The following is a 21,483-nucleotide window of genomic DNA, read 5'->3' as shown; positions in this document are numbered from 1 at the left end:
GTTCTGATCGCAGTTCCAGAACCTTCAGGCATTGAATCTACCCGCCCGCAGGCGTTCAGCAAGACTTCGCTCCACCGGCAAGGGTTCGCCGTGAAGCCAGCACGCCAGGATTTCACCGCACAGTACGGTAAGGGTCAGTCCGCGTGCGCCAAATCCCGTGCACAGTTGCAGTGGGGGTGTCTGCGTTGATTGACTCGCACCTCCGGCAACGGTGGCGATACCCCAGGTGCCGACTGCAGGTAGGCGGTCCGGGAGGGTCGCACGGACTGCAGCCCAGGCTTTTGCCTGGCCATCTGTCCATTGCCGGCCTACTGCCGCGGCGGCGAGCGGCAGGAGTTCTGCCAAGCGTTCGCGGTTGTGGGTGTGGTCAGCTTCGTGCAACTCTGCGCGAGGGTTACCCCGGTCAAAGGTGGACCCCGTGACCCACATGGCCCCATTTTGAATGGGCAGGTGCGAGATCAGGCTGCCGTGGCCGTTGACTGGAAAGACGGGTAGTGCGGCGTCATGAGAGCCGCCAGGCATGGGGCCAAAGGCAACCTGACCGCGCAAAGCGTTCAAGGGCAACATGTCTCCCGCGAGTGCTCGTGTGTCAAAGCCTGCGGCCATGACGATCAAATCAGCCTCAGCCAATACCGCACCTCCTTCGTCCAGCACGCGCCAGGCCGATGCATCGATAGAGGGGGCGGGTTCAATTCGTTGTGCGATCTGATTCGCCTTCCATTCAATGCCCGGCGCCGCCAGCATGCGGCGCACCAGCGCTGCAGGCCTGACCCAGCCTGCTTGCTCATGCCAGAGCGCGAGGTCAGATTCATTCAATGGCACGCCAGCCTGATGCGCTTTTTCTATGGTCTTGTTGGCTGTGGCTGAATAGGTGGTGGCCCGGATGGCGGCTGCTTCTGATTCCGCAGGCCAACTCGCAGGAAGCCTGCGTTCACCGGGCGCGTGCCGCTCCAGTACCCCGGTGGCGGCGAACTCAATTCCTTCTGTCAGCAATGCACGCGCGCGTGCCAAAGTGGCCTGGGCGCCGGCACGCGTCAGACGGGAAAGCGGGCGGTCGTCCGGGGAAACGTGGGGCGACACAATCCCGGCGGGCAAGCCGCTGGCACCCGCAGCTGGTTCTGCGGCTTGGTCCAGCACAGTGACCTGCCAGCCTCGGTGCGCCAGGCTGTACGCACAGGAGGCTCCGGCCAAGCCTGCGCCAATGATGACGCAGCGGCGCGGCGTGGTTTTTTCGGGGAGGGGCTGGGCGGGTGCTTCGGCACGCCCCTTGGGTTGCCAGCTTGGGTCAAAACGGGCGCGCAAGGCGTGTCGTTTTGGCGGCAGTCCGGCGACGCGTTCCACCACAAAGCCGCAGGTGATCAGCCGCTCGCGTACTTCGCCTTTCACGCACCAACTGGCAGCTACTGCGCCCCGACGGGCTAGCCGTGAGACCGCCTTCAAGGTGTGAAGATCCCACATCTGGGGATTCAGGCGTGGGCGGAATCCATCAAGAAAAATACTGTCGAATTGACCTGTCATTTCACCCAGCATGGGCTGCGCTTGCCCGACGGCCAGGGTGAGCTGTACTCTGCCACCTTCGAATTCCAGGCGGTGAAAGCCCGCAAGCAAACCCTGCCAGCGCGCGGCCAGTTGCTGCGCCAGCGGAATCAACTCCGGGAAGGGTGCTGCGCTGCGCACAATGTCGCCAGCCTCTGGCGGCCAGGCTTCCACAGCGCTATAGAAAAGCCGTTGTGGCCGCGCGGTGTCTTTGGTCCACGCATGCCAGGTAGCCAAAAAATTAAGGCCGAGACCAAAACCTGTTTCCAGAACCTGCCAACGAGGAGCGTGTGCCCACGCCGTCGGAGCCGTGTTTTCGCTCGTACCTTCATCGACCACAAGCCCGCAGCCTTTGAGAAATACATGGCGCGCCTGTGACCACCCAGCGTCACCTTGCAAGCCACGGCTGCGGTAAACGTCGCCAAAGCGCGGGTTGGCAGGCATGCCATCTTCACGCCAGACGACTGTGTCCTGATTCTCCGGCTGCATGGGGCTTGCGTTGTCAGTAGGGAAGATGTTCTGGCGCCACGCCCACGTAATGCGGGGCAGGGTCTTCCAGGAAGCGAACTGCCTGGATGTGGGTGCGCCCCTCGCGCAGAGCTTGAGCCACCCTGTGCATGCCGTCCATGAGGCGGCCGTCAGAGCTCAGGATGATGGGCCAGTCGAGTTGGCAGCCGTCCATGAGCTTGATGTGCTCCACAATCGCACGGGGTGTAGGCGGCGTGCCTTCATGTTCGAACCAGTAGGGCTCATCGAGTTCGCGGATCTCGGAAAGAGGTACTTCCAGCAGGGGCAAATTTTGCTCCTGTGCCAACCGGATGAGCTTGTGAACATCCCAGGCCCGCAGTCCGCTGGAACCAGGCCGAAAGTGATACTGCCGGCGCAGGCCCGGGATCAGGTGCTCTGAGCCACTGGATTCAAGTTCACTCAAGCGCTTGGCGGTACGTAGCCCATGGCCTGGTCAGCACCGGTGCCAAAGAAGTGGTTTTCCATTTGCCGGGCAAGGTACTGGCGTGCGCGCTGGTCAGCCAGGTTGAGCCGGTTTTCGTTGACCAGCATGGTCTGGTGCTTGAGCCAGCCGGCCCAGGCCTCTTTGCTGACGCTTTCCCAGATGCGTTTGCCGAGTTCGCCGGGGTAAGGGGGGAAATCCAGGCCTTCGGCTTCCTTGCCGAGCTTGATGCATTGAATCATGCGTGCCATTTTTTACTGCCTCTCGCGTAAGCTGGTGGGTGTTGTAATTAGCAACTGACTAAATTGACTTAAGCAGTTGCTGGATTTTCAATGAGAATTCACACCAGCACCCGAATTGGCGGACGCCGGCAGTGTTCCAAACCCTCAACTTTACCCGAGCGGTGCAGAACGCCGGCCCGCCATAGCCCCTTTGTGAGCAGGTGGCTTTGTGCCCCGACACTAAAACTTGAAAGAAAAGGAGAACTCACATGTCAGAAACATGGAAATTTGAGACCCAGTTGGTCCATGCCGGCTACCAGCCCGACCCCACTACCAAGGCGGTCGCCGTGCCTATCTACCAGACAGTGGCGTACGCTTTTGACAGCGCCCAGCATGGGGCTGATTTGTTTGATCTGAAGGTGCCGGGCAATATCTATTCCCGCATCATGAACCCCACCTGCGACGTGCTGGAAAAGCGCGTGGCAGCGCTCGAGGGCGGCATTGCAGGCTTGACCGTGGCCAGTGGCCAGGCAGCCATCACCTATGCCATTCAAACCATCGCCGAAGCAGGCGACAACATCATCAGCAGCACCGCCCTTTATGGCGGTACTTACAACCTGTTCGCACACACGCTGCCGCAGTTGGGCATCACGACCCGCTTTGCAGACCACCGCGATCCGCAGAGCTTCGAGAAACTGATCGATGCCAAAACCAAGGCCGTCTTTGTGGAGACCATTGGCAACCCGGCTGGTAACGTGACGGATATCGCCAGCGTGGCCGCCATTGCACACAAGCATGGCGTTCCGCTGATCGTGGACAACACCGTGGCCTCACCCTATCTGGTGCGCCCGATCGATCACGGCGCGGACATCGTCGTCCATTCGCTCACCAAATATCTGGGCGGCCACGGAACGACCTTGGGCGGCATCATTGTGGACAGCGGAAAATTCCCGTGGGCAGAGCATAAAGAGCGCTTTCCTCGTCTGAACGAACCCGATGTGAGCTACCACGGTGTGGTCTATACAGAAGCGCTGGGTGCTGCCGCCTACATTGGCCGGGCGCGCGTCGTGCCTCTGCGCAATATGGGCGCTGCACTTTCGCCCTTCAATGCGTGGCAGATCATTCAGGGTATCGAAACCCTGGCGCTGCGCATGGACCGCATCTGCGAAAACACTTTGAAAGTGGCGCAGTTCCTGCAAAAACATGACAAAGTGGCCTGGGTCAGCTATGCAGGACTTCCCGATCATGAAGACCATGCCTTGGCACAGCACTACATGAAAGGGCGTGCGTCCGGTCTGCTGACGTTTGGTGTGAAAGCCGCTGCCGGTGGTCGTGAAGCCGGTGCGAGGTTCCTCGATGCGCTGCAACTTTTCACCCGTCTGGTGAACATCGGAGACACCAAATCATTGGCTACGCACCCAGCCAGCACAACGCACCGCCAGCTCGCGCCTGAGGAACTGGCCAAGACTGGCGTGAAAGAAGAAACCGTGCGCCTGTGCGTGGGTATCGAACACATCGACGATATCCTGGCCGATCTGGAGCAGTCGCTGGCGGCAGTGTAAAAACTGGACTGGTCGGGCCACGCCGCCCTGGCGAACTGAGGTTTTTTAGTTCGGTTCGCCGACACGGCGGAATGCCAGCGGTGCCATGCCGTGGCGCTCGCGAAACGCCGCGCCAAAGCGGCCCTGGCATTGCCAGCCGGCTTCTTCGGAGACCTGGCGGACGGGCAGGGCTGTCTCGCGCAGTAGACGCGCGGCAAGATCAAGCCGCGCGTTGCGCAGGTATTGATGTACAGATTGCCCGGTATTGGCCCGCAGGCTGCGCTGCAGTTGGGCTTCGCTGCAACCGGCTTCGGCAGCCAGCTCGGCCACGGTCCAGTCTCGAGCGGGCGCTTCGTCCATGCAACTGCGCACTTTGCGCAGCGCGGTACTCCCATCGGCTTTGGTGCTGGAACGTGCAGGGCGCAATAGCTCCATGAGATCCAAAAGCACGTACGTGAGCAGCTCAACCGAGTGTGCCTGGAACAAGGGGGCGAACGACGGTGCCTCCACTTTCTGGCTGCGAATGCGCTCCAGGGCTGCCCGTACCCTTGCCGTCAGCGCCGCGTTGCACAGAACGGTGCCGTTGTTCAGATGCATGAGGCGCTCCATCTGGTGCACGTCGATGTGGACACCAAGCGAGCGCAGCCACAAGGGTATTTGCGCGCGACGCAGGCGAAACTGCACAAAGGCATTCCGGCAAGCGCCAGGGACCTGAATCAGATAGCCACCATCGTGATTGGGCGTGCGAAGCAGTGCGCGGCCTCGCTGAAAGTCCAGTGAGCGCAAATGGCCACGGCTTGCCCCGATGCTGCCCTTGACTTCTCCTGCAAGAAAAAAAGTCAGTAGCAACTCGTCTTGTGGCTCCAGGCGGATATGCAGGTCGCGCTGCAAGCGAAAGTCAAAGAAAAGTGCGGTAGCACCTTCCCAGGGCGTGTGGCGAAGTTGCGTCAGCTGGCCGCCGTCGTCCGGCCAATGGGCGTTGTGCAGGCTACCGCGCAGCGTGGGCAAGCCGCCGTGCCGCGTGGCCTGCAAGCGCCACATGGTGGCGTTGAAGTCATCTTCAGGAATGGCCGGCATAGAAGCAAACGGCACAGAATGTGAGCGGATCGGCATAGCGGATTCTCCGGCGAGGCGCTACCTTTGCGTCTGCAAAGGAGTTTTTTCATGACGATACGCGAAGCGAGCCAAGTCTCAAAGCATACGCCAGCCAGGCGAGCCGTGCTGCGAGCAGTAGCTGCCGGTGCCACGGCCTTAGCTGTTCCCGGCGCTTTTTCTCAGACCTGGCCCGCCAAGCCCATCAGGCTGATTGTGCCGTTTGTAGCGGGTGGCGGAGCCGACGCCACGGCACGCCTCATCGCAGGCAAGATGGCAGACAGGCTTGGTCAACAGATCTTCATCGACAACAAGGCGGGCGGCAACACCATCATTGGTGTGCAAGACCTCAAGCGTGCAGCGCCTGATGGTCACACCCTCATCTGGACCATGGACCAGACGTTTGTGCTCAATCCTTCGCTGTACAACAAACTGCCGTACGACCCGGTCAAGGACTTTACCCCGGTAGCGCTGGCAATCACCTCGCCCATTACGGTGATTGGCAGTACGAGGCCAGGCGATGCACAAACCATTCAAGAAGTTGTGCAGCGGGCCAAAGCACAGTCTGGCACCTTGAATATAGGTTCAGCCGCCATTTTGGCCCACATCGCGCAGGCAGAGTTTGCCCAGTTGGCCGGAATTGACGCCACTCGCATCACCTACAAAGGCAGTGCGGAAGTGGCGCAAGGTCTGATTGCAGGTGACGTCAACCTGGTTTTTGACGGCTTGGCCCCGTATGTTCAGTTTGTGAAAACCGGCAGGGCCCGCATTTTGGCCGTGACGTCGTCCAAGCGTTTTGGCGCCTTGCCTGATGTGCCCACCCTGGACGAGTCGGGCTACAAAGGCATGGATCTTTCGGTCTGGTTTGGTTTTGCAGGGCCGGCAGGCATGTCCTCGGCCATCGCGCAGCGTTTGGCGCAGGAGGCCGAATGGGCCGTGAGGCAGCCTGATGTCATTGAAAAGCTTGGCACCTTCGGCTTTGAGCCTGCTGCGGCGATCAGTCCGGCCATCATGGCAGAGCGCATCGTGCGTGATGGGCAGCGCTATGCGCCAGTGATCCGCAAGCTGGGTTTCAAGCTGGACTGAAGGCATGAAAACAGTTGGCCTTATTGGCGGAGTCGCGTGGCCTTCCACGCTGGTCTACTACCGCCTGCTGAACGAACAGGTTCAAGCGGCGCTAGGCGTTCCGCATTCGGCGCGTTGCGTGATCGTGAGCCTGGATTTTGCAGAAGTTCTGCAAGACATGAACGAGGGGCGACCGCAGGACGCCAGCGCACGCATGCAGGCGGCTGCCAGGCAGTTGCAGGCCGCCGGAGCGGAGTTGGTAGCCATTTTGGCCAACACAGGCCACTTTGCCGCGGATGCGGTACAGAAGGCGGCGGGTGTGCCCCTGGTGCATATTGCCTCGGAAACCTCGCGGTCCATTCGCGCCCAAATGCCTCAGGCCAAGCGCTTGGGCATATTAGGTACCAGCCATGCGTTAAAGGCAGATTTCTTCATGCGGGCATTCAGCGAGCAGCAAGCGTTTGAACTGGTGCTGCCTGACGAGCATGAGCGCTCCGAACTGGATTCGCTGATTTTTGGCGAACTGGCGAGCGGTCACGCTGGCGCTGAATCCGCTGCGGTGGTCAATCGCATATGCGCCAACCTGGCCACTCGTGGTGCTGAAGGCATCGTACTGGGGTGCACTGAACTCGCTGAGCTGCAGGCCTGGCTTTCTTCACCTGTCCCCCTCTTTGATTCGACCGAGTTGCACGCGCGCGCGATCGTTCGCGAAATGCTCGCAGTTTGACAAGTTCTAGATTTTTATTCAGGAGACTCCATGCAAATTCCCGTGATTACTCCCATGCCGTTTGCGAACGCGCCATATTCCCGCGCCATGTACGATGAAGAATGGATCTTTGTGTCCGGCACATTGGGCATGGATTACGACGCTCACAAGCTTGCAGATGGTGCTGGAGCGCAGACGGAGCTCATGCTGCGCAATATTGAAAACTATCTGTCCAAGTGCGGCGGCACTTTGAAGAACATCGTGAACTACACGTTGATCATCTCGGCGCACGAGCACCTGCCCGCCGTTCTGGAGGCTCTCAGCAAGCATTTGCCCTGCAAACCCACGGGCACTGCGATGATTGCCGGCATTGCCATCCCTGAGGCCTGCGTGGAAATGCAAGTCATTGCTCGCAAATCCCACCAGGGTTGAGTACGAGATCCCTGCCAAACCTCTGTTCTATGTGAAAAGCATCCCAGAGCTTTGGCAGTCGCTTCGATCCAGCGTATTTGACGCCGCCTTTCACGCCCCGGTTTGGGGCGTTTTGCATTTCCGGGCACTGAAACTGGGTGGGGCGGACTTTGGGTGGCCCTGCTACTCACGTGCGTACATAGGTTCCCAACTGTGGTCAGGGCCCCTTCGTTGCAGCTCGATCTTCTGGCACGTCTTATGCATTGCATTTCGTATCTTTGGTAACCAGAGGACGCGAGATGGTTTTGAGATGGCTTCGAGACCTTTCCTGGATGGCGGTGCTGGCTGCCCCATTGATTGCGCAGGCCGAGCCGGCTCCACTTGCACCGGCGCTGGTTCAACAGTCCACCCTGCAGCCCGCAGATACTGCCTGGGGCATGGTGTCCGTCGCCCTGGTCCTGCTGATGACCTTGCCAGGCGTTGCGCTGTTCTATGCGGGCATGGTGCGCCGCAAGAATGTGCTGAACACCATGGCCTGCGTATTGGCTGTGGCTGCCCTGGTGAGTGTGCTGTGGTTTGCAATGGGGTATTCGCTGGCCTTTACGCCGGGCAACGCGTGGATAGGTGGAACAGACAGGTTCTGGTTTGCCGGGCTGGACTATCAGAAAGAGGCGGCCATGGTGTCGGTGAGCCACCTGGCGCCGAACATCCCAGAGTCTGTGTATTCGATGTTTCAGCTGGCTTTTGCCATCATCACGCCTGCACTGGTCGTGGGCGCTTTCGTGGAGCGCATGCGCTTTTCCGCCATGCTTTGGTTTGTGGCCATGTGGACTCTGGTGGTCTACGCACCCATCGCACACTGGGTGTGGGAGCCGGGTGGCTGGCTGGCAAAGCTGGGCGCACTGGATTTTGCGGGCGGTGCCGTGGTGCATATCAATGCGGGCGCGGCGGGCCTGGCCTGCGCTCTGTTTCTCGGGCCTCGCCGTGGCTACGGCAAAGAACCGTTCGAGCCCTACAACCTGGGTCTGACGATGACCGGTGCCGCACTGCTGTGGGTAGGCTGGTTTGGCTTCAACGCAGGCTCCGCTGTTGCAGCGGATGGCCGTGCCGGCCTTGCGTTGGCTGTGACCCATATCGCAGCCTCGGCCGGGCTTTTGGGTTGGATGCTGGCGGAATGGATTGGCCGGCGGCGCCCGTCGCTATTGGGTACTTGTTCTGGTGCAGTAGCGGGGCTTGTAGCGATCACACCGGCTTCCGGCTTTGTCACGCCCGCCTCTGCACTATTGATAGGTTTGGTGGCAGGACTCGCATGCTACTGGGGCGCCACAGGTCTCAAGCGCTTGCTGCGTGCAGACGATTCGCTGGATGTCTTTGGGGTGCATGGCGTGGGTGGCCTGGTGGGCTGCGTCATGACCGGGCTGCTGGCTGATCCGATCATCGGAGGTGTGAGCGTGAGCATGACAACGCAGATCGTGAGCGCACTGGCCGTCATGGCTTACAGCGGCCTCATGACTGCCTTGTTGCTGTGGGTAACCAGCTTGATCGTCAACTTGCGCGTCAATGAAGACGAAGAAATCGAGGGCCTGGACCTCGCCTTGCACCGGGAAAAACTGGGAGCTTAGCCATGAAGGAAACTCAGCGTCTGGCGATTGCAGCACACATGCATGTAACGCTGCGCCGTAAAACCGGCCGTGTGACCGACACTGAGTGGATGGCCAAGAACGCCGAATACGCTGCGGAGATCGTGCGCTACGCACGAGCGCGTGCGCGTGAGGACGGGCTGCCGGAATTGGGCGAGTTGGCTGATCGCCTTGAACAGGCCATGTTTCCCAAGCCACCGGCACCTGCGCCTGCGGCCGCGGCCGCAGCGTCTGAAGAGCGCAGTCTTCTCGCCCGTTATGTCGGTCGATTGAGGTGAGTGGGGTTAGTGCTGGTCTACCGGGGCGCTGCCGTCGTGCATCCAGCGTGCATGGGCAGGTGCTTTTTTGGTGCGGTCCCATTCATTGAGCATGTCCCACTTCACGCGATCAAGCGCCTTGTCCATTTTGGGGGTAGAGGTATTCGCCGCTAACTCCAGCCGATGGCCGCTGGGGTCAAAGAAGTAGATCGACTTGAAAATGGTGTGGTCCGTCGGACCAAGTACCTCAATGCCATCTGCTTCCAGCCTGGCTTTGGCCTTCATCATGGTCTCCACGGAATCCACTTTCAAGGCCAGATGTTGTGTCCAGGTCGGCGTGTTTTCATCGCGTCCCATCTCTGGCCGGGTGGGCAGCTCAAAGAAGGCCAGCACGTTGCCGTTGCCAGCATTCAGGAAGACGTGCATGTAGGGGTCAGGTTCCTTGGTGGAAGGCACTTCATCTTCTGCAATGGCAAGAATGAAATCCATCTCCAGGTATTTTCCGTACCACTCGACGGTCTCCTTCGCATTCTTGCAGCGGTAGGCGACGTGGTGGATTTTTTCAATCATGGCCATGGGGAGTCTCCTTGGATATTCGTGAAGATTTGAATGGGTGCTTAGACACCTGAGCGGGCGATCTGCATGGCTTCGCGCAAGACCGCAATGTCGCCAATGTGATTGGCCAGCAGCAACACCAATCGCGCATTGACCATGGCGCTTTGTTCGTCGCTCAGGTCGCGGTGCGTGTCGATCAGCGCTTCATAGAAGTCGTCGCCTGGTGAATACGCATTGAAGTAGCGCTTGCCGGGTTCAGAGAAATTGGGCTGGGTGTTCAGAGGCATGGTTCTGCTCCTTGAATCGGTTCTAGCCATTGCAGGTGGCACGCGCCACTGCTGCGTTGAGCTTTGACGTGTCCAATGCGCGCCAACGCGCGGCCACATGTTGATCGGGGCGGCTGAGATAGGTGGTGCCAGGTTTCATGTCGTAGCGCTGGGCTATGCAGCCTTTGCTGTCGATCAGGGTTTTAAGCCCGGCAGGAGCCACGCCCTGGCGAGCCACCACCATCGGCTCTACTGCGACGGTGCTCAGGGCCAACTCCGCCATGGATTGCGCGGTGTTGGCGTCAAGCAGACTTGCATCTTCCACGTAGTGCAGGGCCTGGAAGCGATTACCCATCTCGCTCAGTAGCCAGCCTTCTCCCTTGTCAGTCTGCAGCGGTGCATCCGCCATGGGAGCACCTGGAATCATGTTGCCTGCGAAGTCATCCACGTCTGGTGTGTTCAGGCTGGATTCGGCCAACCACGTCGGCACAGACAGACGCCCTGAGTTCACCAGGGAACGCGCAAACGGATGCTGCGCCGCAAGCTCCAGCACAGCGTTGCGGAACATGCGGCTGGTATTGCTCTTGGGTGTGATGAAATCCGTGGAGCGGGTCGAGTTCATGATGTTCTCGTCTGCCGCGTAACTACGCTCTTCCGTATAGGAATCGAGCAGGGTGGCCGGTGCTTTGCCGTCCATGACCAACTTCAGTTTCCAGGCCAGGTTGTCTGCGTCCTGAATACCGCTGTTGGCACCGCGCGCGCCAAATGGCGAAACCTGGTGTGCACTGTCACCCACGAACAGCACGCGCCCATGATTGAAGCTGTTCATGCGCCGGCATTGGAAGGTATAGATGCTGACCCATTCAAGTTCGAACTCGCGTTCATCGCCCAGCATCGCCTTGATTCGTGGGATGACCTTCTCTGGTTTTTTCTCTTCCACTGGATCGGCGTTCCAACCCAGCTGGAAATCTATGCGCCAGACGTTGTCGGCCTGTTTGTGCAGCAGCACGGATTGATTGGGGTGAAATGGCGGATCAAACCAGAACCAACGCTCTGCGGGAAAGTCGGCCTTCATCACCACGTCGGCAATCAGGAAGCGGTCCATGAAGACCTTGCCTTCTATGTCCAGGCCCAGCATGGTGCGGATGGGGCTGCGTGCGCCGTCTGCCACCACCAGCCAATCGGTGGTCAGGGAGTAGGGCCCCTCTGGAGTGTCTACCTGCACAGTGACTTTGTCGTCGCTCGGTACTGCGGAGATCACATTGCTCTTGAATCGCTTTTCCAGCCCTGGCAATTCATCTGTGCGTTCCACCAGGTATTGCTCCAGGTAGTACTGCTGGAGATTGATCATGCCCGGACGGTGGTGGTGCTCTTCCGGCCGCAGGTTGAAGTTGAACACCTCGCTCTCACGCAGGAACGTCCGCCCCACATCCCAGGAAACGCCTTTGCGCACAAACTTATCGCCACAGCCCATGCGGTCGAGTACCTCCAGCGTGTGCTTGGCATAGCACACACCGCGCGAGCCCAGCGAGACCGTGTCATCGTTATCCAGCAGCAAAACCTGCTGACCTTGCTGGGCCAGATCAATGGCAGTGGCCAACCCCACAGGCCCGGCTCCCACCACCACCACAGGGTAATGCCCAACTCGCCCCTCAACCAATTCAGGCGGGCGAACAAACTCGAACTTCGGATACGTGAATGTCTTTTGCACTGTTGTCTCCAGCGTGTTCTATCTACTTAAGAGTTCTTCCCCGGTTGGCGAGGGAAGAGCACTTGGCTTGCCTCCCTTTCCTGCCACCGGGAGCAGAAGTCTCTGCTTGACTCCCTCTCCCGCGAGCGGGTAGGGGTGAGGGTCGGGGTCTGAGCACCATCGCCCTTTTAAGGTCTACATTGGCAGGATGAGTTCGGACAGCACTTGCGCTTAAAGGAGCTCATTCCCAATAGATGCGCTAACCCTCACCGGTTGGCCGGCCCGCCCAACCCTCTCCCGCCTGCGGGAGAGGGAGCCAAAAACAGAAGGACGCGGAGCAGTCCATCCCAGTGCCACCGCGGAGCGGGCTTTGCCCGGCCGCTAGTGGCGTCCCCCTTGGGGGAAGGCGCGACAGCGCCTCAGGGGGTTACTCTTGAAGCGAGTGCCACATCTGCTGATCCCTCTCCGCAGTCCAGATACGCGGATCACGAATGCCACTGGCCTCATCATGGGCGCGCGTCACATCAAACGGCAGGCAATGCTCATAGATGAAGACATGGCCAAAATCAGGGTCCATCTTCTTGCGCGTATGCGCCATGGTGGCCTTGAGATCCATGCCCTGGGCCACCGCTTCCTGCGCACTGGTGTACAGCGCACTGGTGAAATCACGCGTGTACTTGAGCCCGCTTTCCACTGCCTCTGGCGTCATCAGGCTGGGTCCACGGCCGGGAACGAGCTTGTCGAACTTCATGGCCGCCAGGTTGTCCAGTGTTTGAGGCCAATCGGCCAGATAGGCGTCGCCCGTATAGCAGGCGGCGTCAGCCTCCACCAGGTCGCCGGAGAAGCAGATGTTCTGGCCAGGCAGGTAGACGATGGTGTCGCCTTTCGTGTGGCCGCGTCCCACTTGCTTGATCTTGACTTCCAGCTTGCCCATCCAGAGTGTCATCTCTCCATTGAAGGTGAGTGTGGGCCATGTGAGACCCGGCACGCTTTCGACAGCCTGGAACAAGCGCGGGAACCGGCCAATTTCTGAGTCCATGTCTTGCTGGCCACGCTCTACGATGAGGTCGTAGGTGTCCTGGCTGGCAATGATCTGCTCCAGGCCTTCGTTCTTGTAGCCGCTCGCACCCAGTACGCGCACAGCGTGATAGTGCGTGAGTACGACGTACTTGATCGGTTTGTCTGTGATGGCCCTTACTTTTTCAATCACGCCCTGCGCCGCTACGGGGGTGGCGGTAGCGTCAATGATCATCACGCTGTCATCACCAATGATGATGCCGGTATTGGGGTCACCTTCAGCCGTGTAGGCGTAAGCGTTGTCAGAGAGCTTGTCCCAACTGATCTTCTTTTCTTCCAGATCGGCGTGGGATGCAAATTTCTTTTCGCTCATGGGGCGTCTTTCCGTGGGTGGCTGGTATGGACTGAACCTGGAAACGGCAGTTGACCGCTTGTAATCATAAGGAGAGTCGCATGAGCACTCCGTGTGGCTGCTTCGATCACATTGGCCAGTGAGGTGAGAGCGCTACGCACCCGAGCAGGCCGCCCTCGGCCACGCTGGCGGCGTTGTTCGTCCTTACAGGCACGAGCCTGTCGCGTCCTCACGTCTTGCCAACGCGCCCGATGACGACCTCCTCGGGCGCGTCCAACTGCCGTTTCCAGGTTGAATTCTCCCTCGAATTTTGTTATTGGTCAATAAGTTCGTTAATGTTTAATTTTATCGCCCGGAGTAGCCTAAGCGGCGAGAGGCTCTATCGGCGTGTTCGCGCAGTTGCCGGCCCGCCGGGCTATCCATGCTGGCGTCAAACACGCCCTGTGGGCCGATCATGGTGATGACCAGGGCGATCTTTCCGTCGGCCGCAAACACCGGGGCGCACAGGGTGTTCACGCCCGGCTGAGGCATGGAAAGACCGCGTCCCATTCCCGTGGCGCGAATTTCCTCGAGTAATTGCTGTATTTCCGGCGAATCAAAGGCGGCGGAGCGTCCTCCCACCACGCGGCGGTGTTCGTCTTCCAGCATGGTGCGGACCATTTTTTCAGGCAGGTAAGCGGCGAAAACCCGGCCAGTGATGGTGTTGAAGAGCGACATCACGGTACCCACCCGCAGGTTCACATGAAGGGGGTACCGGGGCTCGTCCAAGCGGACCACGGTAGGCCCCAACTGGCCCCAAACTGCCAGCGCAATGCTGAGATCGGAACTGGTTGCCAGCAGAGCGGCTTCCTGGCTGGCCTCGGTCACAGGGTCCAGCTGTTGCAATGCGGCCAGCCCCAACTTCAGTGCGCCTGGGCCTAACTCGTACAGTCCCGTCAGCGGGTGCTGCTTGACCAGACCCACGCTCATAAAGCTGACCAGGTAAGGGTGAGCCTTGCCCGGAGGCATTTCGGCCAGGCGGGCAATGTCCTTCAAGGGTAGGGGCTGCGCCGCATCCGTCAGCGTATCGATCAGGCGCATGCCTACTTCGATGGACTGAATTCTGCGTTGTCGCTTGGATTCAGCGGCGGCGTCGTCAGGCGGGAATGAGGGAAGGGTAGTATCGTCAGGCATGGATCTTTGCATTATCAGAGCCGAGGCAGTTTGTGGGCGCTCTTATCGCAGAAAGCAAAGGTCTGCAGCGGCAGGGCTGTTTGGGAACTGCCATGATTGTTCAACATCAGTTTGATCTTTTTCTGGAGAAACGCATGAGCCTCAATATCGCGGTCGTGGTGGGCAGTATCCGCAAGGATTCATTTAATAAGCAGTTTGCCGAGGCGTTGGTCAAGCTCTTCCCGGGCGACGTCAAGGTGAACTTCATCCGAATCGATGACCTGCCCCTCTACAGCCAGGATGATGATGGCAGCCCGGCGCCGGAAGTCACGCGCCTGCGTGAGGAGATCAAGGCTGCCAGCGGCGTGTTGTTTGTGACGCCTGAGTACAACCGCTCAATCCCTGGCGTGCTCAAGAATGCCATTGACCATGCTTCGCGGCCCTGGGGTAAAAGCGTGTGGGCTGGCAAGCCGGCTGCAGTGGTCGGTGTCTCCGTGGGAGCCATTGGCACAGCCCTGGCGCAGCAGCACTTGCGAAACGTCTTGGCCTACCTGGCCATGCCCACCCTGTCTGGACATGAAGCGTTCATTCACTGGAAAGACGGCCTGGTGGAAAACGGCGAAATCGGCGCGAACAGCAAGGAGTTCGTGCAAGGCTTTGCCAGCGCCTTTATTGATTGGGTGAAAAAGACCGCCTAAAGGCAATGCTGTTCAGTTGAACCCAGTCCGTTCGCGCTGAGGTTCTATGGTTTTCGTCAAGCGGCAAGTGTCGTTTGAACAAACAACACCGTTCGGGCTGAGCTTGTCGAAGCCTTGCGCAACGCTTCGACAAGCTCAGCGCGAACGGATTGTTTTTGCCCTAACTCTTCGGGACTAAAAATGCTGATCATTGAGCCTGTCGAAGCGTCGCACCCGGCTTCGGCAAGCTCAGTCCGAACGGGTATTTGTGTGCTTAAGTGAACAGCATTGCGCCTAATCTCCATCAATCCCCTGGAAACCCGCCGCTCGGCGGGTTTTTGCACTTCTGGCGCAAGAGATAATCCAAATCATGGAACCTCTTGATGTATTTTTGTGTCAGGACCATGCACGTTGTTTGCAATCACCTTCTTATCCGTCGGTAGATGGAGCAGGCAGGGTGCGTATGAACCATTTTTCGGAAATCATCTTGCTCAAAAACTGTTTTGCTCACCCCCGCCGGGTTTTCGCCGCCATTGCGATCATTTGCGCGGCCATGCTGGCCTTCGGCATTCTTTACCTTCAGAACGTAGTAGGGCTGGACCCTTGCCCTATGTGCATCGTGCAGCGGTACGCCCTGATCATTGTGGGTGTGTTCAGCGCATTCGCCGCATTCTCCAAGAAGCCAGGTGCATGGCGTCTATGGGGCATCCTGGCTGTGATCGTCTCGGGCCTGGGCGCTTTCACAGCCGCTCGCCAGAGCTGGTTGCAATGGAACCCACCTGAATTCGCCACCTGCGGGCGAGACATTTACGGCATGATTGAATCGTTCCCGCTGCAAAGCGCCATTCCCATGATCTTCAAGGGCAGTGGCGATTGCAGCGCCATTGACTGGACTTTCCTGGGCGGCACCATTGCGAACTGGTCGTTCGTATGGTTTGTAATCTTCGCCATCGTGATTCTGGTAACCCTGCTGCGTCTTCCGCGCAAGTAATGATTGGGGGCCCTGGTGCCCCCTTTTGATAGGTCCCCACTCTCCAGACACCCCCTCGCGCAGGGCGCCCCGATCAATTTACAGCTTCTTGACCAACACCTGGCTCTTGCGATCCCAGTTGTATTTGCGCTTGCGGGCTTCAGGCAGCCAATCGGGATCCACCGGCTGAAAGCCCCGCTTGATGAACCAGTGCATGGTGCGCGTAGTGAGCACGAAAATGCTGGTCAATCCCATGGCGCGTGCACGGTGTTCTACACGGCGCAGGATCTTCTCGCCGTCTCCCTGGCCTTGCGATTGAGGTGACACCGTGAGAGCAGCCATTTCACCGGTCTTGGCTTCCGGGTAGGGATAAAGCGCTGCGCAGGCAAAGATGACGCCATCGTGTTCCACGATGCTGTAGTTGCCTATATCGCGTTCGATCTCGGTACGGCTGCGTTTGACCAGCGTGCCGTCTTTCTCAAAGGGCTCAATCAGCTGAAGGATGCCGGCTACGTCATCCGAGGTGGCCTCTCGCAGGCTTTCCAGCTTCTCATCGACCACCATCGTGCCAATACCATCGTGCACGTAGATTTCCAGCAGCAGTGCGCCATCTACGGAATAGGGCAGGATGTGGCTGCGCTCCACACCGTGCAGGCAGGCAGTGACACAGTGGCGCAGGTAATAACCTGGGTCGATAGGCCTCTCCGGGGTCGGCAGGCGTGCCATCAGCGCTTGCGCGTCTGCCAGGGGCAGTTCCGTGTCGATGGGGTTGTCATCGCTCTCTGGCTCAGTCGGGCGTATGCGAACGCCTGCCGTCTCCGTCACGAAAAGCAATTTGTCCGCCTGCAATGCAATGGCCACCGACGTCGCCACTTCTTCCATCGATAAGTTGAAGGCTTCCCCTGTGGGTGAAAAACCAAATGGGGAAATCAGCACCAGTGCGCCCGCGTCCAATGAGCGCGTGATACCCGCCACATCGATCTTGCGCACCACGCCGGAATGCTTGAAATCAACGCCGTCAATGATCCCAATCGGGCGCGCAGTGATGAAGTTACCAGAGATCACTCGCACGGTGGCGCCAGCCATGGGGGTGTTGGGCAGGCCTTGGCTGAACGCTGCTTCAATCTCATAGCGCAACTGGCCGGCTGCTTCCTGGGCGGAGTCAAGCGCCACCTCGTCCGTGATGCGTATGCCTTGCGAGTAGCGGGGCTCATGGCCTTTCGCTCGGAGCTGCTCGTTCACTTGGGGGCGGAAACCATGCACCAGCACGATCTTCACGCCCATGCTCTGGATCAACGCCAGATCGGTGGCAAGGGAGGCAAGCTTGCCTGCGGCGATGGCTTCGCCTACCACGCCAACTACAAAGGTTTTGCCTCTGTGCAGGTGGATATAAGGCGCAACGGAGCGAAACCACGGAACAAAGGTGAAATTGAAGACAGTTGACATCAGGCGCAGGAAAGAAAGGTGTGACCGGGGCCTCAGGGCGCTTGCGGGTCCTGATTTTCGGTATAGCTCAGGGCAGTATGTTTATTCCCTTTTGGTATACCGCAGTGTAGTATTCTCGCGGATCGTTTTGTAACGGATGTTCCCATGACTTTTAAATCCCGTGCCGTTTGGTGGATCGCTCCCTTGCTTGCTGCGTTTGCGCTCAGCGCCTGTAGCCCGAGTTCCGACAACAAGGAGAGTGCCAAGGCTGGGTCGGAAAAGGTCGCTGAGGCGCCGCCGATTTCGTTCATGTATTCGCCCTATGCAGACTATGCAGGCTTCTTCGTAGCGCAGGAAAAAGGGTACTTCCGTGATGCAGGGCTCAAGGTTGAGCTCATCTCCAAGGCGGGCAGTTCCGGCGAGACATTCCAGCACGTCAGCACCGGCAACGTGACCGCCGGTGGCGCCTCATGGGCCGCCGGCCTGTTCAATGCCACCAAGGCTGGCACCTCCATCTCCATCGTGAACAGCGTTTCGCGCATTCCAGATTCAGGTCCCAACCCCGCGCCGTTGATGGTGTCTGAGAAGTCCGGCATAACGGACGCCAAGCAGTTGAAAGGCAAAAGAATCGGCACCCCCGGCCAGGGAGGTTTTGGCATCTATTCGATTCACCTCGCGCTCCAGTCGGTCGGCCTGACTTTGGCAGATGTTCAACTGGTGAACTTGAGCCCAGGCGACATCATTCCCGCCATGGCCAATGGTTCAGTGGACGCGAGCTGGACGATAGAGCCGATTTCTTCTGCGGTTAAGAGCAAGAACATTGGTCGCGAAATTCTTGACGTGAGCTACCAGGCTGGCACGGAGATCGGCATGGTCATCTTCAACACCAAGTTTGCGCAAGACAACCCGGACACCGTGGCGGCCTTCGTGGGTGCCTATTTGAAAGCAGTCAACGAACTCAGCAATGGTGGCTGGCAAGACCCCGAGATCCAAAAGATCATCTCCAAGTACACCGACCTGCCTGTAGAGGCATTGAAGTCACTGGCACTCACGGTTCCTGGCAAAGACGGCCAGATCAACTGGGACAACGTCGCCAAGCAAGAGCGCTTCTTCCACGAACGCAAAGTCCTCGAGTACGAAGGCACTCTGGACATGAAGAGCGTTTTCCGCGCGGACATCCTGGAAAAAGCGGTCAAGCTCTCTCATGGTGGAAAGTAAGCAACCCGTGAGCCATGGCGTTTCCGTCAGAAACCTATGGATGGCCTACGCCGACGCCGAGGAGCGTGGCAAGACCCGGGTCATTCTGGAGGACGTCTCGCTCGACATAGCGGAGCGCGAATTCGTATGCGTGCTGGGGCCTTCCGGATGCGGCAAGAGCACGCTGCTACGCATCGTGGCGGGGCTCGAAAAGCAGAGCTTGGGAACAGTGGAGACCAGTAGCCGCCCCTCGGTAGTCTTTCAGGAACACGGTGTGTTTCCCTGGTTGACTGCCGCCGAGAACATTGCCTATCCGCTGCGTTTGCGCGGCATGCCGAAGGCCGAACGTACGGACCGCGTCAACGAGCTGCTGGGCATGATGGGTTTGAAGGACTTTGCTTCCTACTACCCCGGCCAGATTTCCGGGGGCATGCGCCAGCGCGTTTCTGTGGCCCGGGCATTGGCAGACGATGGCGGCGTGTTGCTCATGGATGAACCCTTTGGCGCTTTGGATGAGCAGACTCGTGTTTCGCTTCAACAGGAGTTGCTGCGCATATGGGAGCAGACGTCGAAGGCTGTGATGTTCATCACGCACAGCGTGGACGAGGCACTGACCCTGGCCGACAGGGTGCTGGTGATGTCCACCAGGCCGGGCCGAATCATTGAAGAAATCAAGATTCCGTTTGGCCGTCCGCGCGACATCCTGGCCTTGCGGCGAGACCCTGTCTATGGGGAGATTACTTCCAGGCTCTGGGAGCTTTTGGGCAAACACCCGCAGGGAAAGAGCGCGTCATGAATCAGCCGCAAACCACTTCGCTTTCCAAGGAACAGATAGAGCAGCAGTTGGCACAGGCCGTCGCGAGTTCCCAAGGCTCTTCCTGGGTACGCCGCGTCGGGCCGTTCACGCCTCTCTTGCTGTTGGTGATCTGGGAGGTCTGCAGCCGCTCCGGTATGCTGGACACGCGCTTCTTTCCTGCTCCCACTTCCATTGTGGAGACCCTGGGCAAGATGATGGCTGACGGCTCGCTCGTCACGCACATCAAGGCCACGCTGCTGCGCATTGCGGTGGGGTTTCTGATGGGAGCCATTCCCGGCGTCCTCTTTGGCTTGTTACTGGGTTCTGTGCGGCCGCTGCGCCAGCTGCTGGAACCAATTTTTGCGAGCCTGCTGCCCATTCCCAAGATTGCTATTTTCCCCTTGCTGCTGCTTATCTTCGGGTTGGGTGAGACAAGCAAGTACCTCATCATTGCGATTGGCGTTTTCTTCTATTTGCTGTTCAACACCATGAGCGGCGTGATGCAGACGCCGCCGCTGTTCAATGAAGTGGCGCGAGCCAATGGCGCAACGCGTCTTCAGCAGCGACTGACCGTGTCACTGCCCTATGCGCTGCCCTCCATCTTCACCGGCCTGAAGCTCGCAGCAGGCGCCGCGTTTGTGATCATTGCTGCAGCGGAATTTGTCGGATCGCAAAGTGGCCTGGGCTACCTGATCTGGAGCGCGTGGTCTACCTTCGCAGTGTCCAAGATGTATGTGGGCATTGTGACGATCTCCGTCCTTGGTTATGCCGCGACAGTGTTTGTGGGATACCTCGAACGCAAGTTCGTACCATGGATCAAATATTGATTCTTTGAATGGCCCAGTCAAACAGCGCGCAGTTGAATGATGAAATGTCCCCAGCGGGCTCAGGATCGGCCCTAAAGTGATAGTGGAGCATTGGCATTGACGGAAATCAGCACACAAGACCTGGTTGAATTGATCGAGCGGGTACTTGGCCCTTTTGCGTCACTTCAGGAACCGCTGGAAGCCAGAAACCCTGCCAAGGCCGATGTGCAACTGGCGGCTTTCTGGTTCGTTCAGGCTGAGCTTTTGAAGCTCCCTGCATTTGGCATCCAGATGCTTCTCAGAGACCTGGAGCGTCTGGACGCCCTGGATTCCCTGGCGCCGGGGGGTGAAGCTGGTGCGGCCTTGCTTTCTATTGATGCACAGCGCATTCCGGGACACGTGTCGCTGGCGTTGGCTGTGCGCCTGGCTGCGCACACCGTCAAGGCGCAAGGTTGCGCCATCCTGGGTATTCGGAATGTGGGGGCGCTGGGCGTGCTGGGCTGCGCAGCCCGCAGTCTGGCAAGTGAAGGCGCAGTGGCCATCATCTCTGCCAACTCATCTGCATTTGTCGCCCCCCTGGGGGGAACTGCTCCAGCCATTGGAACCAACCCGCTGGCGGTGGCCGCACCGCGCGCCCATGCGGCGCCGTTGGTACTGGATTTTTCAACGTCGCCCATGACACTGGCAGCCCTTCGGCAAGCCCGCGCAACGGGTGGAACACTGCCTGCCAGCGGCGCAGTAGACGCTGACGGCCAACGCACCAGCGATCCCACGCGGGCGGCGGCGCTGTTGCCCGAGGGGCGTATCAGTTCACTCACAGGCCTGGGGGTAGAGCTCATCACGGGGGTCGGGGTAGGTGGCCGTCTTGCTGCAGGATTGCCAGCGCCAGAGCGGTCCGCGCTGGTGATCGCTTATTCACCTGAAGCCATGGGTAACCGCGATGCCGCCGAGCTATGCGCGCAGCTCACGCAGGATTGGCAGGGTGCCGGCGGGCATGTGCCCGCCCGGTTCGATTCGCTGCCCTTGAAGCGAGAGCAATTGCCTTCCAGGATATCGGTTCACAGCGAAGCGTTGGCGGCGCTCGAGGTGCGCGCACAAGGTACGGACTGATTAGCCCGTCTCGCCTGGAGCGCAACCGACTGTCACTCAATTTTGGACCCAA

Annotated in this window: 22 protein-coding genes; 12 read left to right on the top strand and 10 right to left on the bottom strand. The window is 59.2% G+C overall.

All coding sequences use genetic code 11. From position 1 onward, the window contains the following. Positions 1–24: 24 nt before the first annotated feature. Genes mnmC through ABIE13_RS04100 form a run of 3 tightly spaced genes read right to left on the bottom strand, consistent with a single transcriptional unit; the run spans position 25 to position 2,736 of the window. Positions 25–2,025: an FAD-dependent 5-carboxymethylaminomethyl-2-thiouridine(34) oxidoreductase MnmC gene (mnmC, locus tag ABIE13_RS04110; protein ID WP_354441404.1), complete on the bottom strand. Its 2,001-nt coding sequence runs from the start codon at positions 2,023–2,025 to the stop codon at positions 25–27. A 13-nt stretch (positions 2,026–2,038) separates the two neighbouring features. Continuing rightward, complete coding sequence (locus ABIE13_RS04105; RefSeq protein WP_354441403.1) at positions 2,039–2,467, bottom strand: hypothetical protein; 429 nt, start codon at positions 2,465–2,467, stop codon at positions 2,039–2,041. Beyond that, a complete protein-coding gene (locus tag ABIE13_RS04100; protein WP_354441401.1) occupies positions 2,464–2,736 on the bottom strand; it encodes an oxidative damage protection protein in 273 nt (90 codons plus the stop codon). The genes ABIE13_RS04105 and ABIE13_RS04100 overlap by 4 nt, the downstream gene beginning before the upstream one ends. A gap of 239 nt (positions 2,737–2,975) precedes the next feature. Between ABIE13_RS04100 and ABIE13_RS04095 the strand changes: the two genes are divergently transcribed. Then, positions 2,976–4,268, top strand: a complete 1,293-nt coding sequence (locus ABIE13_RS04095) for an O-acetylhomoserine aminocarboxypropyltransferase/cysteine synthase family protein (protein ID WP_354441399.1) — start codon at positions 2,976–2,978, stop codon at positions 4,266–4,268. 45 nt (positions 4,269–4,313) lie between these two features. Here ABIE13_RS04095 and ABIE13_RS04090 read toward each other — a convergent pair whose 3' ends face one another. Then, entirely contained in the window at positions 4,314–5,360 is a 1,047-nt protein-coding gene (locus tag ABIE13_RS04090; RefSeq protein WP_354441397.1) for a helix-turn-helix transcriptional regulator, read from the bottom strand. A 51-nt stretch (positions 5,361–5,411) separates the two neighbouring features. Between ABIE13_RS04090 and ABIE13_RS04085 the strand changes: the two genes are divergently transcribed. From ABIE13_RS04085 to ABIE13_RS04065, 5 genes are all read left to right on the top strand, one after another. Next, positions 5,412–6,425: a Bug family tripartite tricarboxylate transporter substrate binding protein gene (locus ABIE13_RS04085; protein WP_354441395.1), complete on the top strand. Its 1,014-nt coding sequence runs from the start codon at positions 5,412–5,414 to the stop codon at positions 6,423–6,425. Positions 6,426–6,429: 4 nt separating this feature from the next. Next, complete coding sequence (locus ABIE13_RS04080; protein ID WP_354441394.1) at positions 6,430–7,131, top strand: aspartate/glutamate racemase family protein; 702 nt, start codon at positions 6,430–6,432, stop codon at positions 7,129–7,131. A 30-nt stretch (positions 7,132–7,161) separates the two neighbouring features. After that, entirely contained in the window at positions 7,162–7,542 is a 381-nt protein-coding gene (locus tag ABIE13_RS04075) for a RidA family protein (RefSeq protein ID WP_354441392.1), read from the top strand. A gap of 278 nt (positions 7,543–7,820) precedes the next feature. Next, a complete protein-coding gene (locus ABIE13_RS04070; RefSeq protein ID WP_436278372.1) occupies positions 7,821–9,143 on the top strand; it encodes an ammonium transporter in 1,323 nt (440 codons plus the stop codon). Positions 9,144–9,145: 2 nt separating this feature from the next. After that, a complete protein-coding gene (locus ABIE13_RS04065) occupies positions 9,146–9,439 on the top strand; it encodes a hypothetical protein (protein ID WP_354441390.1) in 294 nt (97 codons plus the stop codon). A 6-nt stretch (positions 9,440–9,445) separates the two neighbouring features. On the opposite strand, the gene ABIE13_RS04060 is transcribed toward ABIE13_RS04065, so the two are convergent. The 5 genes from ABIE13_RS04060 to ABIE13_RS04040 form a co-directional block, all read right to left on the bottom strand. Beyond that, positions 9,446–9,994, bottom strand: a complete 549-nt coding sequence (locus ABIE13_RS04060) for a VOC family protein (protein ID WP_354441389.1) — start codon at positions 9,992–9,994, stop codon at positions 9,446–9,448. Between the two features lie 41 nt (positions 9,995–10,035). After that, positions 10,036–10,260, bottom strand: a complete 225-nt coding sequence (locus ABIE13_RS04055) for a DUF2783 domain-containing protein (RefSeq protein WP_354441388.1) — start codon at positions 10,258–10,260, stop codon at positions 10,036–10,038. A 22-nt stretch (positions 10,261–10,282) separates the two neighbouring features. Further along, positions 10,283–11,950 carry an FAD-dependent oxidoreductase gene (locus ABIE13_RS04050; RefSeq protein WP_354441387.1) on the bottom strand — a complete coding sequence of 556 codons (1,668 nt, stop codon included), beginning with the start codon at positions 11,948–11,950 and terminating at the stop codon, positions 10,283–10,285. Between the two features lie 406 nt (positions 11,951–12,356). Further along, complete coding sequence (locus ABIE13_RS04045) at positions 12,357–13,319, bottom strand: MBL fold metallo-hydrolase (RefSeq protein ID WP_354441385.1); 963 nt, start codon at positions 13,317–13,319, stop codon at positions 12,357–12,359. Positions 13,320–13,643: 324 nt separating this feature from the next. Next, positions 13,644–14,471 (bottom strand): IclR family transcriptional regulator, encoded by an 828-nt coding sequence (locus tag ABIE13_RS04040; protein WP_354441384.1) that lies wholly within the window; start codon positions 14,469–14,471, stop codon positions 13,644–13,646. A 134-nt stretch (positions 14,472–14,605) separates the two neighbouring features. Here ABIE13_RS04040 and ABIE13_RS04035 point away from each other — a divergent pair, with 134 nt between their 5' ends. Next, positions 14,606–15,148, top strand: a complete 543-nt coding sequence (locus tag ABIE13_RS04035; RefSeq protein WP_354441382.1) for an NADPH-dependent FMN reductase — start codon at positions 14,606–14,608, stop codon at positions 15,146–15,148. A gap of 442 nt (positions 15,149–15,590) precedes the next feature. Next, entirely contained in the window at positions 15,591–16,118 is a 528-nt protein-coding gene (locus tag ABIE13_RS04030; RefSeq protein WP_354441381.1) for a disulfide bond formation protein B, read from the top strand. 78 nt (positions 16,119–16,196) lie between these two features. Here the strand turns inward: ABIE13_RS04030 and argA are convergent, their stop codons facing one another. Beyond that, on the bottom strand, positions 16,197–17,543 hold the full coding sequence (argA, locus tag ABIE13_RS04025; RefSeq protein ID WP_354441379.1) for an amino-acid N-acetyltransferase: 1,347 nt from the start codon (positions 17,541–17,543) through the stop codon (positions 16,197–16,199). A gap of 144 nt (positions 17,544–17,687) precedes the next feature. On the opposite strand from argA, the gene ABIE13_RS04020 reads away from it, so the two are divergent. The 4 genes from ABIE13_RS04020 to ABIE13_RS04005 all read left to right on the top strand — a co-directional run bounded on the left by ABIE13_RS04020 (position 17,688) and on the right by ABIE13_RS04005 (position 21,431). Further along, complete coding sequence (locus ABIE13_RS04020; protein ID WP_354441377.1) at positions 17,688–18,740, top strand: ABC transporter substrate-binding protein; 1,053 nt, start codon at positions 17,688–17,690, stop codon at positions 18,738–18,740. Beyond that, positions 18,727–19,515 carry an ABC transporter ATP-binding protein gene (locus tag ABIE13_RS04015; protein ID WP_354441375.1) on the top strand — a complete coding sequence of 263 codons (789 nt, stop codon included), beginning with the start codon at positions 18,727–18,729 and terminating at the stop codon, positions 19,513–19,515. Before ABIE13_RS04020 ends, ABIE13_RS04015 begins: the two co-directional genes overlap by 14 nt. Then, positions 19,512–20,342, top strand: a complete 831-nt coding sequence (locus ABIE13_RS04010; RefSeq protein WP_354441373.1) for an ABC transporter permease — start codon at positions 19,512–19,514, stop codon at positions 20,340–20,342. The genes ABIE13_RS04015 and ABIE13_RS04010 overlap by 4 nt, the downstream gene beginning before the upstream one ends. Before the next feature lie 96 nt (positions 20,343–20,438). Continuing rightward, positions 20,439–21,431: an Ldh family oxidoreductase gene (locus ABIE13_RS04005; protein WP_354441371.1), complete on the top strand. Its 993-nt coding sequence runs from the start codon at positions 20,439–20,441 to the stop codon at positions 21,429–21,431. Positions 21,432–21,483: the final 52 nt, after the last annotated feature.

The organism is Ottowia thiooxydans, from assembly GCF_040548795.1.
In the GTDB taxonomy this organism is placed as follows: domain Bacteria; phylum Pseudomonadota; class Gammaproteobacteria; order Burkholderiales; family Burkholderiaceae_C; genus Ottowia; species Ottowia thiooxydans_A.
This window is presented reverse-complemented; position numbering and strand designations above follow the sequence as displayed.